Raw genomic sequence first — 18,839 nt, forward strand, 5'->3', positions numbered from 1 at the left:
ACTTTGCGGACACGACCTAGCGCAGCCGGGCCACGCGCCACACGGCGAGGACGGCCACCAGGGCCACCAGGAGCACGTAGGCGAGGACGACCCGCCAGTCGGGGCGGCGCCCGGAGCCGCGCGCCGGCAGCCCCGGCCAGGTGTGGCCCACCCGGCGGGCGGCCATCATGCCCCAGCCCGCGGCGCAGGAGCAGATCAGCAGGCCCAGCATGGCGATGACCGCGCCGCTGTCGCCGAAGTCGAAGGCGAGCGGGAAGGCGAACATCAGGGAGCCGCCTGCGGCCAGGGCCACGATCGGCGCGAGCTGCCAGATGCGCAGCCGCCGCTGCGGACGCAGCTCGACCTCGACCTCCGGGCCGCTCGCGTACATCTCCTCGGGCGCGGGGCCGTCGGCGGTGACGCCGCCCTCGGTGTCGTCCGGGCCGTCGTCGGCGAGATGCCCCGCGTCGTCGGTCAGCCGGTCCTCGCCCTGTTCCGGTTCGGCGGGGTCGGTCGTGATCTGCTCGGCACTTCGTGCGGTGTCGCGAGGGCCGGCCTCCATCGCCACGCGCCCTCCCAACTAGGACTCCACTTGGTCGATCGAAGCTCGATGATGGCACGGCGCCGGAGGCCGCGTTGACCGGCGGCGCATCCCGATGCCATCACGTGATCAGGCTGTGACCGGTCGTTCGACCACGGCCAGAGCCAGTCGCGGGAGTTCCCCCCGGTCCGCCGCCGCACCGCTCAGCCAGTGCACCCGCGGATCGCGCCGGAACCAGGAGTCCTGACGGCGCGCGAAGCGTTTGGTGGCGCGCACGGTCTCGGCGCGCGCCTCCGCTTCGGTGCACTCCCCGGCGAGGGCGGCGAGCACCTGCTGGTAGCCCAGCGCGCGCGAGGCCGTCCGGCCCTCCCGCAGCCCCAGCGCCTCCAGCGCGCGCACCTCGTCCACCAGCCCCGCCTCCCACATCCGGTCGACGCGCAGCGCGATGCGCTCGTCGAGCTCGGGGCGGGCGACGTCCACACCGATCTGCACGGTGTCGTAGACGGAGTCGTGGCCGGGGAGGTTGGCGGTGAAGGGCTGCCCGGTGAGCTCGATCACCTCCAGGGCGCGGACGATGCGGCGGCCGTTGCCGGGCAGGATGGCGCGGGCGGCTTCGGGGTCGGCGGCGGCCAGGCGGGCGTGCAGCGCGCCGGAGCCGCGCAGCGCCAGCTCCTCCTCCAGACGGGCCCGGATCACGGGGTCGGTGCCGGGGAACTCGAGGTTGTCCACGGCTCCGCGTACGTACAGCCCGGAGCCGCCGACCAGGATCGGCCAGCGGCCCTCGGCGAGCAGCGCGTCGATCCGCGCGCGGGCGAGTTTCTGGTACTCGGCGACCGAGGCGGCGGCCGTCACCTCCCAGATGTCCAGCAGGTGGTGCGGGACACCCGCCCGCTCCTCGGGCGTCAGTTTGGCGGTACCGATGTCCATCCCTCGGTACAGCTGCATGGAGTCGGCGTTGACGACCTCCCCGCCGAGTCGCTGGGCCAGGAACACGCCGAGATCGGACTTTCCGGCCGCTGTGGGGCCGACGACGGCGATGACGCGGGGGGCGGGGGCTGCGCTGCTCACCGCACCAGTCTCGCAAACCTCCCAGCCGCGCCTCGAACGAGTTACGTGACGGCGCGCATCCCGGTTCGTTGCACCGGGGTACCGCCCGCTCGGTCTTTGGAGGCGGTGGCCCGGGTGGCGCGGACGGACGCACCGCTTGACGCGGGATTTCACCCGCACGAGTAACGTATGGAGTGGTTATGGGCGTTTTTGCACGGCTTCTCGGCAGGTCGAAGGCGAAGCAGGAGGCGTCGGCCGCCGAAGGGCCGGCCGGCGACGCGCCGGAGGAGACCGCGGCGCCCGAGACGGTCGAGAGCGCCGAGACGGCTGGGGCGACGGGCGTGTCCGAGGAGGCGCACGAGGAAGAGACGGCCGCCGCGGACGCCCCGGAGTCCCGCGCGGCCGACGACGCCGACGCTGCCGAGGGCCCGGAGATCCCCAAGCAGCAGTCCGCGGACGAGGCCGCCGACAGCGAGGCCGGTGAGGGCGCCCGCAGGTGACCGTCCCCGTCAGGGAAGGTGGAGCATGGGTCTCTTCGAGAACATGAAGGCCAGGCTGGGTCCGGCCAGGGACAAGGTGTCGGATCTGGCGAACAGGCACGGGGACAAGGTGCAGCACGGCATCGACAAGGCCGCGCGGGCCGTGGACGAGCGGACCAAGGGCAAGTACACCGACAAGATCCACGCCGGTACGGGCAAGGCGAAGGATGCGATGGACCGCCTCGCGCACAAGGACGAGCCGCACGTCGGCGGTGCGAATCCGCCGGCCCGGCCGGAAGGGCCGCCGCCCACCTCCTGAACGGCACACGGCACACGGCTCGTCGGACGGTCGCGGGGCACCACGCCTCCCGGCCGTCCGCCGTTTCGTGCCCGTGGCCCGCGGGCGCCCTCCGCGCGGCCTACGACCAGGTGGCGACGAGGTATCCGACGCCGTAGGGCGCGTCGTCGTACAGCAGCGCGCCTTCGAGGCCCGCGCCCTCCGCGGCGCCCGCCAGGACCTGCCAGGGAGCGCGTCCGGAGGCCTTCAGCTCGTACGCGAGGCCCGGATCCAGGGACTGGAGCGCCGCGACGTCCGCCGCGCCCAGGGCGCGTGCCACCGCGGCGTCGAACGGCGCCGCCCGCTCGTCGAGGTAGCCCGGCGCCTTCACGGTGCGGCAGGCGCTGGCGTCCCCCATCACCAGCAGCGCTACCCGCCCGGCCCGGGCACCCAGCTCCCTGCCGGTCTCCACGCACCGCTCGGGTTCGAGCGGTTCCCCGACCCCGAGCCCCTCGATCGGGGCGTCCGCCCACCCGGTGCGCTCCAGCAGCCACGCCGCGACGGCCAGCGACGGCGGCAGCTCGCGCTCGGCGGCGGCGCCCGTGGCGGGGCCGAGCCGCACGGCCATGTCGACACCGAATCCCCGGAAGGACCCGGGAGCGCCCTGCGGGTGCCGTCCGCGCCCGTCGCGCTCGGCCGGCCCGACCACCACGAGGATGTCGGGCCGGGCGGCGGCGAGCACGCCGAGCGCGTCGGCGCAGGCCGCGCGCGCGGGGTCCAGTTCCGGTGCGGCGCCCGCGGCCACCTCGGGCACGAGCAGCGGCGGGCAGGGGCAGACGGCGGCGGCGACAAGCATGACCGGCAGGGTAACGCCGTCCGGAGACGGAGCGTTACCCCAGGCCGAGCGCCACACCGAGCCCCGGACCGGTCACCGGACCGGGGCCCTGGGCGGTGCGCACGCCGGCCGGCTTCCGTGCCGCTCAGTCGCAGCCGCAGCCGCTCGCCACGGCGGGCAGCGGCGCGGGTACGCCGACCTTCGGCAGACCGAGCAGCACGCCCGCCGGCTTGGCGGCCTCGGCGGCGTTGCGCTTCTCCCAGGCGTCGCCCGCGCGCGTGCGGCGCACGTCGAGGACGGGGCCCTCGGCGAGGAGGTGGTGCGGGGCGGCGTAGGTGATCTCGACGGTGACGACGTCACCGGGGCGCACCTCCTGCTCCGGCTTGGTGAAGTGGACCAGACGGTTGTCCGGGGCCCGGCCGGACAGCCGGTGGGTGGCGCCGTCCTTGCGGCCCTCGCCCTCGGCCACCATCAGCTCCAGCGTGCGGCCGACCTGCTTCTTGTTCTCCTCCCAGGAGATCTCCTCCTGGAGGGCGACCAGACGCTCGTAGCGGGCCTGGACGACCTCCTTGGGGATCTGGTGCTCCATGGTCGCGGCCGGGGTGCCGGGCCGCTTGGAGTACTGGAAGGTGAACGCCTGCGCGAAGCGGGCCTCCCGCACGACGTGCAGGGTCTGCTCGAAGTCCTCCTCGGTCTCGCCGGGAAAACCCACGATGATGTCGGTGGTGATCGCCGCGTGCGGGATGGCGGCGCGCACCTTCTCGATGATCCCGAGGTAGCGCTCCTGCCGGTACGAGCGGCGCATCGCCTTCAGGACCGTGTCCGAGCCGGACTGCAGCGGCATGTGCAACTGCGGCATGACGTTCGGCGTCTCGGCCATGGCGGCGATGACGTCGTCGGTGAAGTCGCGCGGGTGCGGGGAGGTGAACCGCACGCGCTCCAGGCCCTCGATGTTCCCGCAGGCGCGCAGCAGCTTGCTGAAGGCCTCGCGGTCGCCGATGTCCGAGCCGTAGGCGTTGACGTTCTGGCCCAGCAGCGTGATCTCGGAGACGCCCTCGCCGACCAGGGCCTCGATCTCGGCGAGGATGTCGCCGGTGCGGCGGTCCTTCTCCTTGCCGCGCAGCGCCGGGACGATGCAGAAGGTGCAGGTGTTGTTGCAGCCGACGGAGATCGACACCCAGGCCGCGTACGCGCTCTCGCGCCGCGTGGGCAGCGTGGAGGGGAAGGCCTCGAGGGACTCGGCGATCTCGACCTGCGCCTCCTCCTGGACGCGGGCGCGCTCCAGCAGGACGGGCAGCTTGCCGATGTTGTGCGTACCGAAGACGACGTCCACCCAGGGCGCCTTCTTCACGATGGTGTCCTGGTCCTTCTGCGCCAGGCAGCCGCCGACCGCGATCTGCATGCCGGGCCGCGAGGCCTTCTTCGGCGCCAGCCGGCCGAGGTTGCCGTACAGCCGGTTGTCGGCGTTCTCCCGCACCGCGCACGTGTTGAACACGACGACGTCGGCGTCGCCGTCCGATCCCTCGGGGGCGCGCACGTAGCCGGCCTCCTCGAGCAGCCCGGACAACCGCTCGGAGTCGTGGACGTTCATCTGGCACCCGTAGGTGCGCACTTCGTAGGTCTTCGGTCCCTGGACGTCCACTGCGAGGCTCCGGTCGCTGCTGCTGGTCATGGGTCAAGGGTAGGTGCTCGCCGAAGGGCCCCTTCACTCGTCCGCCACACGCACGACGGCCAGCGTGATGTTGTCCGGGCCGCCCGCCGCGACGGCGGCCTTCCACAGTTCGAACGCCGCCCGGCCGTCGTCGTGCTCCCGCATCACCTCGTCGAGCACGTCGTCGGGCAGCGGATCGGTCAGGCCGTCGGTGCACAGCAGGCAGCGGTCTGCGGGCGTCAGGGACCGCTCGGTCACATGGGCGCGCACTGGGCGGTACGCGCGGCTGCCGCCCAGGCACTGGGTGACGAGGTGGCTGGCGCCCCACGCGGAATCCGGCGGGGGACGGTCGTCGACGCTGAGCAGCCGCAGTCCGTCCCGGCCGGCCGCGTAGACCCGGCTGTCGCCCACGTTGAACACCAGCAGCGAGCCGGGCCGCAGCACGACGCCGGCCACGGTCGTGCCCATGGTCGCGAACTCACCCCCCGAGTCGCCGCCGGCGGCTGCCTGGACGGCGCGGTTGCAGTCGTCCACGGCGTCACGGACCGCCTGCTCGCCATCCAGTCCGGGAGCGACGGCCGCGATCCGGCGGGCCACCAGGGCGCTGGCCACATGGCCGCCGGGATGTCCGCCGAGCCCGTCGGCCACGGCGACGACGAGAGGTGTGCCGAGCGGGAAAACCAGGGTCTGCGGGTTCTCGGTGACCGTCGCGCACAGGGTCCACGGCCCGGCGACGAGGCTGTCCTCGTTGCGTTCGCGGACCAGCCCGGGATGGCTCAGCGCACTCACCACCGCGTACGGCATGGCAGGTCACCGCCTTCGCACAGGGGACCGGTCCCCCGCCCGTACGCCGGCTCGCCGGCGGGACCGGGCGCGGCAGATCCTCGCTCCCAAGCCTAGGCGTTCCCCCCGGCCACCGACCGTCCCGGCGGGCTGGGGGGCGGTGGAGCGGCGAGCGGCGTGGCGGCCGGCTCAGGCGGCGGGTGTCAGGCCGCGCCGTCCGCTCTCCAGCCCTGGCGGCGCAGCACGGCGGACACGTCCGGCGCCCGGTAGTGCTCCCCCTTGAGGACCTTGCCGTCGGCGCGCCGGGCGACCTGGCCGTCGGGGCCCAGCTTGCTCATGTTGGCGCGGTGGATCTCGGCGATCACCTCGTCGAGGTCGATGCCGTGGACCAGCGCGGTGCCGTACGCCACGTACACCACGTCGGCCAGCTCGTGCGCGAGCCGGTCCAGCGGGCCCTCGACCGACACCTCGGCGACCTCCGCGGCCTCCTCGGCGAGCAGTTCCCCGCGATGCGCGGCCAGCGCGGGAGCCACTTCGGTGGGCGTGCTGTGCGCGTCGAGGCCGAAGGCGAGGTGGAATTCGCGGACGAGACGGGCGGGCGAAGTGCTCATGCGGCGACTGTAACGGCCGCCACCGACAGCCCGGCCGCGCCGCCGTCGCGGCCCGCGGTGACCCCGGCCCTGGTCAGCCCCGCGGGTGGCTGGCAGGATCGCCCGCATGTCCAAGGTGTTCCCCCGTGTCAGCAGGCGCCGGGCGCTGCAGAGCGCGGCCGTCGGTGCCGTGGCCCTCGGGCTGCTGCTGTGGTGGCTGCTGCCCCTGGGCGAGAAGCCGCCGAGCGGGACGATCGTCTTCAGTACGGGCACGTCCCGCGGGGTCTACGAGGAGTACGGCGAGCGGCTGCGCACCGAGATGGCGAAGGACATGCCCGGCCTGAAGGTGAAGCTGCTGAACAGCGCCGGTTCGCAGCAGAACGTCCAGCGGGTGGCGACCGGCCACGCCGACTTCACGATCGCGGCGGCCGACGCGGTGGCGACGTACGAGCAGCGGCACCCCGGCTCGGCGGGCCGGATGCGCGGAGTGGCCCGGCTGTACGACGACTACGTGCAGCTCATCGTGCCGCGTGACTCGGCGGTCGAGAGTGTCGAGGATCTGCGGCACAAGCGGGTGGCCACCGGTCTGCCCGACTCCGGGGTGCGGCTGATCGCCGACCGGGTGCTCAGGGCCGCCGGCATCGACCCGCACAAGGACGTCACTCCGGTGTCGGACGGCATAGACACCGGACCCGCCCGCCTCGCGCAGGGCAAGCTCGACGCGTTCTTCTGGTCGGGCGGGCTGCCCACGAAGGGGCTGGAGGGACTGGCGAGGAAGGGCGCCTTCAAGTTCGTGCCGATCGACGGCGATCTGGCCGCCAAGCTGCACGCGGGCGACGAGACCGGGCGGTACTACCGTGCCACCAACATCCCGGAGTCGGCGTACGCGCGCGTGCAGCACGGCTCGACGGTGGCGACGATCGCGGTCTCCAACGTGCTGATGACCCGCTCGGACATGGATCCCCGGCTGACCGAGTGGGTGACCCGCACGGTGATCAAGAGCCGGGACGACATCGGCGCCCATGTCCACTCCGCGCAACTGGTGGATCTGCGCACCGCCATCTACACCGACCCGCTGCCCCTGCACCAGGGGGCCCGGCGCTACTACCGGTCGGTCAAGCCGTAGCGGGCCGCTTCGCGCGGGGCCCGGCAGTCCGGGCGCGTGTCTAGCGTGGCTCGGCGTGCCGCGGCACCGTCACCGTGACCGTCAGTCCCCGTGGCTCGTGGTGCGCGCAGTCGAGTGAGCCGCCGCCCGCGGCGAGCAGGGCGCGGGTGATGGACAGGCCGAGTCCGGAGCCCTTGACGTTCTGGTGGCGGCCGCTGCGCCAGAAACGGTCGCCCACGCGCGTGAGTTCCTCGTCGGTGAGTCCGGGTCCGGTGTCGTCGACACGGACGGTCGTGCTGTCGCCGTTGGAGGCCACCGTGACCTCGACCGTGCCGTCCTCGGGGGTGAACTTCACGGCGTTGTCGATCACCGCGTCCAGCGCGCTGGACAGGGTGATCGGGTCGGCCCAGCCGGTCGTCGGCGGGCAGTCGCCCGTGAGCCGGACGCCCTTGGCGGCGGCGGCCGGCGCCCAGGCCGCCACCCGCTCCCCGGCCAGCGCGCCGATGTCGGTCAGCCGGAGGTCGGCCTCCGCGTGCTCGGCCAGCGCCAGGTCGAGCAGGTCGTCCAGGACCTGCGCGAGACGCTTGCCCTCGGTGCGGACCGAGGCGATCTCCGCGTTGTCCTCGGGGAGTTCCAGGGCGAGCAGCTCGATGCGCAGCAGCAGCGCCGACAGCGGGTTGCGCAACTGGTGCGAGGCGTCGGCGACGAAGGCGCGCTGCTGTTCCAGGACGTCCTCGACGTTGTCCGCCATCTCGTTGAACGACCGGGCCAGACGTCTGAGTTCCGGCGGCCCGCCGCCGACCGCGACCCGGGACTTCAGGCGCCCGGTGGCGATGTCGTGCGTGGTCGCGTCCAGGACGCGCACCGGTCTGAGCACCCAGCCGGTCAGCCGCAGCGCGGCGCCGACGGCGAGCAGCATCGCGGCGACCTCGCCGGCCGCGATGACCAGCCACCCGCGCAGGATGTTCGAGCGCAGCTGCCCGGTCGGCGAGTCGGTGACCACGACGGCCACCACGTCCCCGTCCCGGATCACCGGTGAGGCGACGACCAGCCGGCCGTGCTGCCAGGGCCACACCTGCCGCGGGTCGTGGCTGCGTCGGCTGAGCAGCGCCTCGTCGAAGGCCTCCCGCACCTCACCCGTCCGCGGCAGCAGCCAGTCGCCGGGGGCGTTGGCCATGGCGGCGTCGTTGCTGTAGAAGACACCCGCGCGGATGCCGTAGACGCCGTGGTAGCTGTCGAGTTCGCGGCGCAGGATCTGCCGGCGCTCGTCCGTGGTGGACGGCCGGGACGCGGTGGGGACGTCGGTGACGAACTGGGCGAGCGCGGCGAAACGCGCGGTGTCGTCGATCCGGTCGACCACGACCGTCTGCTGCTGGGAGGCGGCCAGGCTGACGGCGAGCGGCACGCCCAGGGCGAGGAGCACGGCCGCCATCAGAACGATGAGCAGCGGCAGCAGCCGGGTGCGCACCCGTCCCCGCTAGGCGGCCGGGGCGACGAGCCGGTAGCCGACGCCTCGTACGGTCTCGATCAGCGCGGGCATGCGCAGCTTGGCGCGCAGGGACGCGACGTGCACCTCCAGCGTGCGACCGGTCCCCTCCCAGCTGGTGCGCCACACCTCGCTGATGATCTGCTCCCGCCGGAAGACCACGCCGGGCCGTTGCGCGAGCAGCGCGAGCAGGTCGAACTCCTTGCGTGTGAGCTGGATCACCGAACCGTCCACGCTGACCTGACGGGTGGGCAGCTCGATGTGCACCGAGCCGAGCCGCAGCGCGCTCCCCGCGTCCGGCGCGGGGTCCTCGTGCACACTGCGCCGGCTGACGGCGTGGATCCGGGCGAGCAGTTCCCCGGTGTCGTACGGCTTCACCACGTAGTCGTCGGCGCCCAGGTTGAGCCCGTGGATGCGGGAGCGGACGTCGGAGCGGGCGGTGACCATGATCACCGGGGTGCTGGTGCGCTTGCGGATCTTGCCGCAGACCTCGTAGCCGTCCTGGTCGGGCAGGCCCAGGTCGAGCAGGACCACGCCGAATCCCGCGCCCTCGGGAACGAGCGCCTGGAGGGCCTCCTCGCCGCTGCGCGCGTGGGTGACGTCGAAGCCGTGCCGCGCGAGGACCGCGGACAGGGCCGCGGCGACGTGGTTGTCGTCCTCGACGAGCAGCAGTCTCATCGCCGCCCCCTCCGGTTCAGTGGTCATACGGTCGTCGTTCTCGTTCGGCTTGTATCTCACGTGCACACGCGCGTGCACGATGGAAGTCACGCCGATGGACAAGGACGGCGTCAAGAGGGTTCCGGTTGCCTGCCGCTTCCGTTATGCGCCCGATACGTGGCACATAACGCAAGTGCTACGACACGTGTCCGATTGCTATCGGATCGTGATGCTCAGATTCCCCTCAGATGTGATGACGCTGGTCACGGGGTCTCACTACTGTCCACGGAAACCGAGGAGGACGGAGCCCGAGAGCGATGACCGAAGTATCGGTGGCCAAGGAAGACGTGGCCGCGACCGACGAACTGGTCGTCCTGAAGAGCGTCAACAAGCACTTCGGCGCGTTGCATGTGCTCCAGGACATCGACCTGACGATCGCCCGCGGCGAGGTCGTCGTGGTCATCGGGCCCTCCGGGTCCGGGAAGTCGACGCTGTGCCGCACCATCAACCGGCTGGAGACCATCGACTCCGGCACCATCACGATCGACGGGAAGCCGCTGCCCCATGAGGGCAGGGAGCTGGCCCGGCTGCGCGCCGACGTCGGCATGGTCTTCCAGTCCTTCAACCTCTTCGCGCACAAGACCGTGCTCGAGAACGTGATGCTGGGCCAGATCAAGGTCCGCAAGGCGGACAAGAAGCAGGCCGAGGAGAAGGCCCGCGCGCTCCTCGACCGGGTCGGTGTGGGCACCCAGGCCGACAAGTACCCCGCACAGCTCTCCGGTGGCCAGCAGCAGCGCGTCGCGATCGCCCGGGCGCTGGCGATGGGCCCGAAGGTCATGCTCTTCGACGAGCCGACCTCGGCCCTCGACCCCGAGATGATCAACGAGGTCCTCGAGGTCATGCAGCAGCTCGCCCGCGAGGGCATGACGATGATCGTGGTCACCCACGAGATGGGCTTCGCACGGTCGGCCGCGAACCGGGTGGTCTTCATGGCGGACGGCCGCATCGTCGAGCAGGCCGCGCCCGACCAGTTCTTCAGCGCGCCGCGCAGCGACCGGGCCAAGGACTTCCTGTCGAAGATCCTGCACCACTGACCGCGCGGAGCCCGCGCGCCCTGACGTTCCGGGGTCGCCCCTCCCTCACCGGCCTCGTTCTTCCACCACGCAAAGGATGTTCACCATGAAGCTCCGCAAGGTCACCGCCGCCTCGGCCGCCGTACTCGCCCTCGCCGTGGGCGCCACCGCTTGTGGCGGCGGCAAGAAGGACGACAACGGCTCTTCCGGTGGTGGCAAGAAGATCGCGATCGGCATCAAGTTCGACCAGCCCGGCATCGGCCAGAAGACCCCTCAGGGCTACTCGGGCTTCGATGTGGACGTGGCCACCTATGTCGCCAAGAAGCTCGGCTACGGCGCGGACAAGATCGAGTGGAAGGAGTCGAAGAGCGCCGACCGCGAGACCATGCTGCAGCGCGGCGACGTCGACTTCATCGCCGCCTCCTACTCGATCACCCCTGAGCGCCAGCAGAAGGTCGACTTCGCCGGCCCGTACCTGCTGGCCCACCAGGACGTGCTGATTCGCGCGGACGACAACACCATCAAGTCGCCGGCGGACCTCAACAAGAAGAGGCTGTGTTCGGTGACCGGCTCGACGTCGGCGCAGAACGTCAAGGACAAGCTGGCGCCGAAGGCGCAGCTCCAGCAGTACCCGACGTACTCGGCCTGCCTGACCGGTCTGCAGAGCAAGGCGATCGACGCCCTGACCACGGACGACTCGATCCTCGCCGGTTATGCCTCCCAGTCCCAGTTCAAGGGCAAGTTCAAGCTGGGCGGTTTCAAGATGACCAACGAGAACTACGGCATCGGCGTCAAGAAGGGCAGCGACCTCAAGGCCAAGATCAACAAGGCCCTGGAGGAGATGGTCTCCGACGGTTCGTGGCAGAAGGCCGTGGACAAGAACTTCGGTCCGGCCGACTACAAGAACGAGCAGGCTCCGAAGATCGGCGAGATCAAGAGCTGAGGCAACGCCCGCAGGGTGCGCCGCTCCTGACTGCGGCGCACCCGGGCATCCCTACACGCGGAAGCGCGGGAGATCGTGTTCGACTTTCTTGACAAGTACGACGTGCTGGGCGCCTTCTGGACGACGGTGCAGCTCACACTGCTGTCCGCCGTGGGCTCCCTGATCTGGGGCACGGTGCTGGCCGGCATGCGGGTGGGGCCGGTGCCGCTGATGCGCGGCTTCGCCACCACCTACGTGAACATCGTGCGGAACATCCCGCTCACGGTGATCATCCTGTTCGCCTCCCTCGGCCTGAGGGACACGCTGAGCATCACGCTGGGCTCGGACGTGGTCGACACGAGCAACTTCCGGCTGGCTGTGCTCGGACTGATCGTCTACACGTCCTGCTTCGTCTGCGAGGCGATCCGCGCCGGCATCAACACGGTTCCCGTCGGCCAGGCGGAGGCGGCCCGGGCCATCGGCCTGAGCTTCACGCAGGTGCTCGGCCTGATCGTGCTGCCCCAGGCTTTCCGCGCGGCCGTCGGCCCGCTGGCCAACGTGCTGATCGCATTGACGAAGAACACGACGCTTGCAGCCGCGATCGGCGTGGCGGAGGCGGCGCTCTTGATGAAGGAGATGGTGGAGAACGAGGCACAGTTGCTGCTGATCTCCGCCGTCATCGCCTTCGGGTTCTGCTGCCTGACGCTGCCGACCGGTCTGATCCTCGGCTGGGTGGGCAAGAAGGTGGCGGTGAAGCGATGAGTTCGGTCCTGTACGACGCCCAGGGACCCCGCGCCAAGCGGCGCAACGTCCTGTACACGGCGGGTTTCCTGGTCGTCCTCGCGGCCGTCGTGTGGTGGGTGTACAAGGCTCTGGACGACAAGGGCCAGCTGAACTGGGTGCTGTGGAAGCCGTTCTTCACCGGCTCGGAAGCGTACTCGACGTACATCTGGCCGGGTCTGCAGAACACACTGGAGGCGGCGGCGCTCGCGATGGTCATCGCGCTGCCGCTGGGCGCCGTACTGGGCATCGCCCGCCTCTCGGACCACGCCTGGATACGCGTCCCGGTGGGGGCCGTCGTGGAGTTCTTCCGCGCGATCCCGGTGCTGGTCCTGATGATCTTCGGGCTGGCTCTGTTCGCCCAGTACACCAACATCAGTTCGGACGACCGGCCGCTCTACGCGGTCGTGACCGGTCTCGTGCTCTACAACGCGTCGGTGCTCGCGGAGATCGTGCGGGCCGGCATCCTCGCCCTGCCCAAGGGCCAGTCGGAGGCGGCCTTCGCGATCGGCCTGCGCAAGACCCAGACGATGCGGCTCATCCTGCTGCCCCAGTCGGTCACCGCGATGCTGCCCGCGATCGTCAGCCAGCTGGTCGTGATCGTGAAGGACACGGCGATCGGCGGCGCGGTCCTCACCTTCCCCGAACTGCTCTCCTCGGCCAACACGATGAGCGGTTACTACGGTGCCAACATCATCGCCTCTCTCACCGTCGTGGCCGTGATCTACGTTGTCATCAACTACTCGCTGACCTCCTTCGCGAGCTGGCTCGAGGGCCGACTGCGGCGAGGCAAGAAGTCCACCGGTGCGGTTCTCGGGGCCCAGGACGTCGCGGACACGCCGGGTACGACGGCGGGCGGGGACGGTGTCGGCGCAGGCGCCGGCCCCGGCGGCCTCGTCTGACGGAGCATCACGTCACCCGTACGGCCCCCGGAGGCAGTGGCATGATCGCCACTGCCTCCGGTCGCTTGACGCAAACTCTGCCAATGGGTTGCATACATTCTGTGATCGTGCACCCTGCTCCAACCTCCTGTTCACACTCATCCCCGAGGGCACCGCTGCGGGCAGGGGGCGCCGCGCCGTGGACCCGGTGATCATCGTCGGAGCGGGGCCCGTCGGGCTCACGCTCGCCCTGGCGCTGGCGCGTCAGGACGTTCCCTCGGTCGTCCTGGACGAGGGCCCGGGCAAGGACGAACCGCGCCCGGCACGCACCGTCGTCCTGCGCGAGGACACGGCCGCCCTGGTGGAACGGCTGACCGGGAGCGCGCTCGGTGACCAGGGGATGAGATGGACCGGATTCCGGTCGGTGCGGCGCAAGCAGGTGACGGGCGAGATCACCTTCGACGTGGCGGACCCCGCCCCACTGCACATCGCCCAGCATCTGCTCACCGGCGCCCTGCGCGCGGCCATCGCGGACGAGCCGCTGGTCGAGGTCGCCACGGACAGCAGGCTCGACTCGATGGAGCAGGAACGCTCCGGCGTCACCGCGCACACCCGCGGTCCCAGCGGCACCTGGTGGCGCGGCAGTTATCTGGTGGGCTGCGACGGTCCCCGCTCGACGGTGCGCAAACTGCAGGACATCCGCTTCCCGGGCCGTACCGCGGTGGAGCGGCACGCGGTCGCCGCGCTGCGTACGGAACTTCCGTGGGAGGGTCGGGCGTTGCTCCATCGGACGCCGCCGTGGCGGCAGTCCGGGCCCTCGGCCTCGGAGGTGACCGCCCGCCCCCTCCCGCACGGCGTGTGGCGCCTGGACTGGCTGCTGCCGCCGGGCAAGGACCTGGTCACGCCCGAGCTGCTGGTGGCCCGGATCCGCGAGACCCTCGCGGGCTGGACGGACGGCTCCACTCCTCCGTACGACCTGCTCGACACCGGGGTCCACACGGTCCATCACCGGCTGGCCCGGCGCTGGCGGGCCGGCCGGGTCTTCCTCGCCGGCGACGCGGCCCACCTGCTCGGCGCGCTCGGCACCCAGGGGCTCGACGAGGGACTCCGGGACGCCGACAACCTGGCCTGGAAGCTGGCCCCGGCCTGGCACCACGGGCACCACGAGGCCCTGCTCGACAGCTACCAGACCGAACGCCGCGCGGTGGTCGCCGCCCGGCTGCGCGCCGCCGACCAGGTGCTGCCGGTGCTGCGCGGGGGTGGCGGGCTGCGTCACATCGTCCCCGGCGCGGCCCGCGGCCACGATGCGCTGCTCACGGACGGTCATCTGGGGCGCGGCCCGCTGGGTGCGCCGGGGGCGTACACCGACTCACCGCTCGCGCCGGGGCCTCTGGAGGGCGAGATCCCGGTCGGCACCGCGTCGGGCGCACCGGTGACGGACGTCCGCGTCACGGCGGAGGATGGTTCCTTCGTACGGCTGCGCGACCGGCTGGGTCGCGGCGCCCTGCTCGTCGTCCTGATCGCACCCGGTACGGGGGTGTGGGACCGCAAGCACTGGGTGTCCGCCGGCGTCATGCCCCGGCTCGCCGCCGCGGTGACCGCGCTTCCGCATCCGGCGGAACTGCTGGTCGCCGAGGAGTACCCGGGCGCGCCGGCGCACAGCGTGCTGCTCGTGCGCCCCGACGGCCATCTGGTCACCACACTGAGCGGGGTACGCCCGGCCGACCTGTACGCGGCAGCACAGGCGGCCGTGGGCGGTGCGGTGAAACAGGAGTCGGGGGCGCGCTCCGGCGTGCGCTGACCAGGACTCCGTCACCGGCTGTCCGCATGGTGACGGTGAGTTGACCGGCGTCCGGCAGCGTGCTGTACTCCGGATCGTGACCGACACCTGTGTGCGCCTGTGGCGGAGGGTCCATATGGACCTCGTCCGCTATGCGGGCTGCGTGTGTCGCCCATCCTGCTGAATTTCGCTCCCCTTTTCTCGCGGGCGCCTCGGTGCGCCCGTTTCGGCGAACCTTCCTCAGGACGGTGTACGTGTCTGTCTCCCCTGCTGCCTCCGCATCCCTCTCCACGGCCGGTTCCGCCTCCGGCTCCCCCTTGCCCCCTGCCGGTGCCGCCGGCCATGCGCCGACTCAGGCGGACCTCCTCGACTTCGCACGGCGTACGGCCGCCGACGGCGAGCTGATCGCCTCGCTGCCGCTCGACCCGGAGGGCCGCACCTGGGTGCGCCTCGAAGGTCCCGGCGGCAGCGAGGCCTGGCTGATCGGCTGGCCGCCCGGCAGCGGCACCGGCTGGCACGACCACGCAGACTCGGTCGGCGCCTTCGTCACCGCTTCGGGGGAACTCAAGGAGTTCTCGCTGGCCGCCCGGCTGCCCACCGACGGCTGGAAGACCCTGGAACTCGCCGAGGACGTGGACCGCGAACGCCGGCTGCCCGCCGGGCAGGGCCGCGCCTTCGGCCACCACCACGTCCACGAGGTCATCAACGAGTCCCGGGACCGACATGCGATCTCGGTCCACGCCTACTTTCCGCCCCTGCCGCGGATCCGTCGCTACAGTCGCACGGGCCAGGTGCTGCGCCTGGAGCAGGTCGAGCGTCCGGAGGACTGGCAGTGAGCGAGGACACGACGGTGTGGCCGGCCGGCATCGACGAGCTGCTGGAGCGGGTCCGTGCGGGCTACCGGCGCATCGAGGCGCGAGCGGCGCACGAGGCGGCGCTCAGCGGTGACGCCCTGCTGGTCGACATCCGGTACGCGGCCCTGCGCGAGCGGGACGGTCTGATCCCCGGCGCCCTGGTCATCGAACGCAACGAACTGGAGTGGCGGCTCGACCCCCAAGGCAGCCACCGAGTGCCCGAGGCGACCGGCCATGATCTGCGGGTCGTCGTCATCTGCAACGAGGGCTACGCCTCCAGCCTGGCGGCTGCCTCCCTGCACCAACTGGGCCTGCACCGGGCGACGGACCTGGTGGGCGGCTTCCAGGCGTGGCGGGCTGAGGGACTACCCGTGGAGCCGACCGCAGCCTGACCCGGCCACCACAGCCGGCGAGGCGTCGGCGGGCGGCGGCTCGTGGCCGCCCGCCGACGCCTACTCCTTCGCGGTGGCCACCGTCACCGCCCTGACGCGGAGCGCCACCCGCCCGGGAAGGGAACTCGCGGTGAGCGCCAGGAGCGCGGCCACCGCGACGACGGCGACGTACAGCAGGGGCATGACCGTGGGGGCGGCCCGGCCCGTCATGCCGAGACTGAACGCGGTGAGCACGGCCAGGGCGATGCCGCTGCCGAGCGCGGTGGCGAGGAGCAGCACCGACAGCGCCTCGGTGCGGAGCATGCGCAGCACCTGGCGGCGGGTCGCCCCGGCGAGGCGGAGCAGGGCGAACTCCCTGACACGCTCCGCGACCGACATGGCGAGAGTGTTGACGACCGCAATGGCGGTGAACGCCAGGACCAGTCCCATGGCCAGGTAGTTGACCTCGGCGTTCGCCTGCTGCCGTTCGGCCTGGAGCGAGTCGGCGGCGGCCGGCGAAAGAATTTCCAGACCCGGGAACTTACGGAGAGTAGTCGCGAGTTCTGTCTTTGTACGGGTCGTACCGACGAGGACGGAGGAGGCGAGCGGATTGTCCATGTGGCGGGCCAGAAGGTCGTGGGCGAAGGTGAGGTCTCCGAAGCCGAGACCGCGGTCGTAGACGGCGACGACGGTGAGCGTGGCGGGGGTGCCGTCGCCGAGCGTCAGTTTCAAGCTGCTTCCCGGCCTCAAGTGATGCTGGTCCGCCGCCAGTCGGCTGACGGCGACGGTGCCGGGGGCGAGATCCGCGAGGGAGCCGGCGGTGACCCGCGGGTCCCAGGTACGGGTGAGACCGGCCGGGGTGACGCCCTGGGCGGAGTACTTGTCGAGGCCGACGCGGACGGTGGTGTGCACCACCTCGGTGACGGTGTCGTGCCGGGCCCGAAGCAGTCGCGCGGCCTCACCCGGAACGCCGGGGCCCTTCGCCGCGACGACCCAGTCGGCGGTGACGCCCTCGCGCGCCTGGGCCCGGGCCGCGCCGCCGAGGGTCGACTGGACGAACAGGACGGTGCAGGTCATGCCGATGAGCAGGGTGAGAGGAGTGACGACGGAGGCCATCCGGGTGGCGTTGCCTCGCAGGTTGGCGGTGGCGAGCCGCCCGCCGTGGCCGGTGAGCCGCAGCGGTACGGCGAGCAGCAGCACGGCCGCCTTGACCAGGAGGGGACCGAGCAGGGCGACGGAGGTGGACAGCACGACGACGGCGAGGAAGGTGACGGGAGTCGAGGCGGGCTCGGTGCGCAGCGCGGTGAGGACGGCGACGAGGACGATGCCACCGGCGAGGAACAGCAGACCGGCGGCGATACGCCCCCAGGCGGGCCGGTCGCGCTCGGCTTTCGCCTCGGCCAGTGCTTCCGCCGGACGGATCCGGGCGACCCTGCGGGAGGCGATCCGGGCCGCCGCCCAGGCGCCGAGCAGGGTCGCGGCGAGGCCGGCGAACGGCGGGAAGACGCTGGTGGTGTGCTGAAGCGTGTCGGGTACGGCGCCCAGGGCGACGAACCGGGAGTGCAGCAGCCCGCCCAGCGGCAGACCGAGGAGCGCCCCGGCGGTGCCCGCCGCCGCGCCGACGATCAGCGCCTCCCGGCCCAGCAGCCTGCGGACCTGTCCGGGCGTGGCGGCGATGGCTCGGAGCAGGGCGAGTTCGCGGTGGCGCTGCTGGACGGTGAGTGCGAAAGTGCCGACGACCGCGAGCACCGCGACCAGCAGCGAGGTGCCGCCCATCGCGCCGCCCATGCTGATGAGCCGGGTGCGGGCGGCGGCCGCGTCCAGGAACTCGACGGGCCCGCGGGCGTCTCCGGTGCTGACCTGGGCGGTGGTGCCGTGCAGTGCCCGTGCCACGGCCTGGCGCACCGCCTCGGGGTCGGCTCCCCTGGCCGGGAGGACGCCGAAGGCGCTGACCTGCCCGGGGTGTGCGGCCAGCCGGCGGGCCTCGGCGGTGGAGAAGAACAGCGAGGTCTGGTGGCGCACGGGCGTGGCCGGACTGGCGATACCGGTGATCCGGTAGGCGCGCGGCGAGCGTGTCGACTGCACGGTGAGGCGGTCCCCGGGGCGGAGATGAGCGCGCGCGGCGAGGTCGTGGTCGACGACGAGATCGCCCGTGGCCCTGGGCGCGGTGCCGGCGGTGAGCCGGTAGGGGGTCAGCGCGGCGGATTCCCAGGCGTGCCCGTAGGCGGTGCGTCCACCGGTGCCGGCGGGGGTCAACGGCTGGGCGACGAAGGTCAGTTCGGGCACGACACGGGCGACGCCGGGGGTGCGGGCGAGGGCCGTGCTCAAGTCAGCGGACAGCCAGGCGCGTTCGGCGACGGGTTTCGCCTTGTGCTTGACCTTGGTCTTGCCCTTCTTGTGCTTCACGGTGGTGCGGTGGACGTACTGGTCGGCGGAGACCACGACCGGAGCGGCGGCATAGCGCTCGGTGCGGATCGAGCCGCGCAGGCCGGTGTCGAGGAGGGTGCCGCAGGCGGTGATCAGAGCGGCCGCGCACATGAGGGCGAGGAAGGCGCCGAGGAAGCCCGCCTTGCGGGCGCGGACGGTCTTGAGGGCGTAACGCAGCATCATCGGGGCGGGCTCTTTTCTGTTGTGCGTCCCGGTTGTCCGTGTGCCGACGGGCCCAAGCGTGAGCCGGGGTCCGGGGCGTGCGTACACCCTCGCCCGCGCGGGGCATCCGGGGCACTGCGGTGACCCGGCGTCCTGGGC

At 72.0% G+C, this 18,839-nt stretch carries 20 protein-coding genes; 11 read left to right on the plus strand and 9 right to left on the minus strand.

All coding sequences use genetic code 11. The annotated features are described in order from the left end of the window. Positions 1-16: 16 nt before the first annotated feature. On the minus strand, positions 17-541 hold the full coding sequence (locus ACZ7JA_RS17290; RefSeq protein ID WP_351669716.1) for a hypothetical protein: 525 nt from the start codon (positions 539-541) through the stop codon (positions 17-19). A 108-nt stretch (positions 542-649) separates the two neighbouring features. After that, a complete protein-coding gene (gene miaA, locus ACZ7JA_RS17295; protein ID WP_470808952.1) occupies positions 650-1,588 on the minus strand; it encodes a tRNA (adenosine(37)-N6)-dimethylallyltransferase MiaA in 939 nt (312 codons plus the stop codon). Positions 1,589-1,767: 179 nt separating this feature from the next. On the opposite strand from miaA, the gene ACZ7JA_RS17300 reads away from it, so the two are divergent. Together ACZ7JA_RS17300 and ACZ7JA_RS17305 are read left to right on the plus strand one after the other, a co-directional pair. Then, positions 1,768-2,067, plus strand: a complete 300-nt coding sequence (locus ACZ7JA_RS17300) for a hypothetical protein (protein ID WP_470808954.1) — start codon at positions 1,768-1,770, stop codon at positions 2,065-2,067. 25 nt (positions 2,068-2,092) lie between these two features. Beyond that, the gene (locus ACZ7JA_RS17305) at positions 2,093-2,365 is read left to right on the plus strand and encodes an antitoxin (protein ID WP_351669637.1); all 273 of its coding nucleotides are present in this window, start codon (positions 2,093-2,095) and stop codon (positions 2,363-2,365) included. 100 nt (positions 2,366-2,465) lie between these two features. Here the strand turns inward: ACZ7JA_RS17305 and ACZ7JA_RS17310 are convergent, their stop codons facing one another. From ACZ7JA_RS17310 to ACZ7JA_RS17325, 4 genes are all read right to left on the minus strand, one after another. Continuing rightward, positions 2,466-3,179, minus strand: a complete 714-nt coding sequence (locus ACZ7JA_RS17310) for a class III extradiol dioxygenase subunit B-like domain-containing protein (protein ID WP_470808956.1) — start codon at positions 3,177-3,179, stop codon at positions 2,466-2,468. Between the two features lie 124 nt (positions 3,180-3,303). Further along, entirely contained in the window at positions 3,304-4,830 is a 1,527-nt protein-coding gene (gene miaB, locus ACZ7JA_RS17315; RefSeq protein ID WP_351669641.1) for a tRNA (N6-isopentenyl adenosine(37)-C2)-methylthiotransferase MiaB, read from the minus strand. 33 nt (positions 4,831-4,863) lie between these two features. Further along, a complete protein-coding gene (locus ACZ7JA_RS17320) occupies positions 4,864-5,613 on the minus strand; it encodes a PP2C family protein-serine/threonine phosphatase (RefSeq protein ID WP_470808959.1) in 750 nt (249 codons plus the stop codon). Positions 5,614-5,795: 182 nt separating this feature from the next. Beyond that, entirely contained in the window at positions 5,796-6,203 is a 408-nt protein-coding gene (locus tag ACZ7JA_RS17325) for a pyrophosphohydrolase domain-containing protein (RefSeq protein ID WP_389306440.1), read from the minus strand. A gap of 106 nt (positions 6,204-6,309) precedes the next feature. On the opposite strand from ACZ7JA_RS17325, the gene ACZ7JA_RS17330 reads away from it, so the two are divergent. Continuing rightward, a complete protein-coding gene (locus ACZ7JA_RS17330) occupies positions 6,310-7,308 on the plus strand; it encodes a TAXI family TRAP transporter solute-binding subunit (RefSeq protein WP_389306442.1) in 999 nt (332 codons plus the stop codon). 40 nt (positions 7,309-7,348) lie between these two features. Here the strand turns inward: ACZ7JA_RS17330 and ACZ7JA_RS17335 are convergent, their stop codons facing one another. Then, entirely contained in the window at positions 7,349-8,755 is a 1,407-nt protein-coding gene (locus tag ACZ7JA_RS17335) for a sensor histidine kinase (protein ID WP_470808961.1), read from the minus strand. Positions 8,756-8,764: 9 nt separating this feature from the next. Next, positions 8,765-9,451: a response regulator transcription factor gene (locus ACZ7JA_RS17340; protein ID WP_351669719.1), complete on the minus strand. Its 687-nt coding sequence runs from the start codon at positions 9,449-9,451 to the stop codon at positions 8,765-8,767. 296 nt (positions 9,452-9,747) lie between these two features. Between ACZ7JA_RS17340 and ACZ7JA_RS17345 the strand changes: the two genes are divergently transcribed. From ACZ7JA_RS17345 to ACZ7JA_RS17380, 8 genes are all read left to right on the plus strand, one after another. Further along, a complete protein-coding gene (locus ACZ7JA_RS17345) occupies positions 9,748-10,524 on the plus strand; it encodes an amino acid ABC transporter ATP-binding protein (RefSeq protein ID WP_389306445.1) in 777 nt (258 codons plus the stop codon). A gap of 85 nt (positions 10,525-10,609) precedes the next feature. Next, on the plus strand, positions 10,610-11,446 hold the full coding sequence (locus ACZ7JA_RS17350; RefSeq protein ID WP_470808964.1) for a glutamate ABC transporter substrate-binding protein: 837 nt from the start codon (positions 10,610-10,612) through the stop codon (positions 11,444-11,446). A gap of 75 nt (positions 11,447-11,521) precedes the next feature. Beyond that, positions 11,522-12,187, plus strand: coding sequence for an amino acid ABC transporter permease (locus ACZ7JA_RS17355; RefSeq protein ID WP_389306449.1), 666 nt, complete (start codon positions 11,522-11,524; stop codon positions 12,185-12,187). After that, positions 12,184-13,107 (plus strand): amino acid ABC transporter permease, encoded by a 924-nt coding sequence (locus ACZ7JA_RS17360; RefSeq protein ID WP_470808966.1) that lies wholly within the window; start codon positions 12,184-12,186, stop codon positions 13,105-13,107. The genes ACZ7JA_RS17355 and ACZ7JA_RS17360 overlap by 4 nt, the downstream gene beginning before the upstream one ends. Before the next feature lie 178 nt (positions 13,108-13,285). Further along, complete coding sequence (locus tag ACZ7JA_RS17365) at positions 13,286-14,887, plus strand: FAD-dependent monooxygenase (protein WP_470808968.1); 1,602 nt, start codon at positions 13,286-13,288, stop codon at positions 14,885-14,887. Between the two features lie 91 nt (positions 14,888-14,978). Continuing rightward, a complete protein-coding gene (locus ACZ7JA_RS17370; protein WP_309544753.1) occupies positions 14,979-15,050 on the plus strand; it encodes a putative leader peptide in 72 nt (23 codons plus the stop codon). A 70-nt stretch (positions 15,051-15,120) separates the two neighbouring features. Next, entirely contained in the window at positions 15,121-15,702 is a 582-nt protein-coding gene (locus tag ACZ7JA_RS17375) for a cupin domain-containing protein (protein WP_470808970.1), read from the plus strand. After that, entirely contained in the window at positions 15,699-16,112 is a 414-nt protein-coding gene (locus ACZ7JA_RS17380) for a rhodanese-like domain-containing protein (protein ID WP_470808972.1), read from the plus strand. Before ACZ7JA_RS17375 ends, ACZ7JA_RS17380 begins: the two co-directional genes overlap by 4 nt. A gap of 60 nt (positions 16,113-16,172) precedes the next feature. On the opposite strand, the gene ACZ7JA_RS17385 is transcribed toward ACZ7JA_RS17380, so the two are convergent. Further along, entirely contained in the window at positions 16,173-18,701 is a 2,529-nt protein-coding gene (locus ACZ7JA_RS17385; RefSeq protein WP_470808974.1) for an FtsX-like permease family protein, read from the minus strand. Positions 18,702-18,839 lie beyond the last annotated feature (138 nt).

This window comes from Streptomyces sp. NPDC038135, from assembly GCF_055601245.1.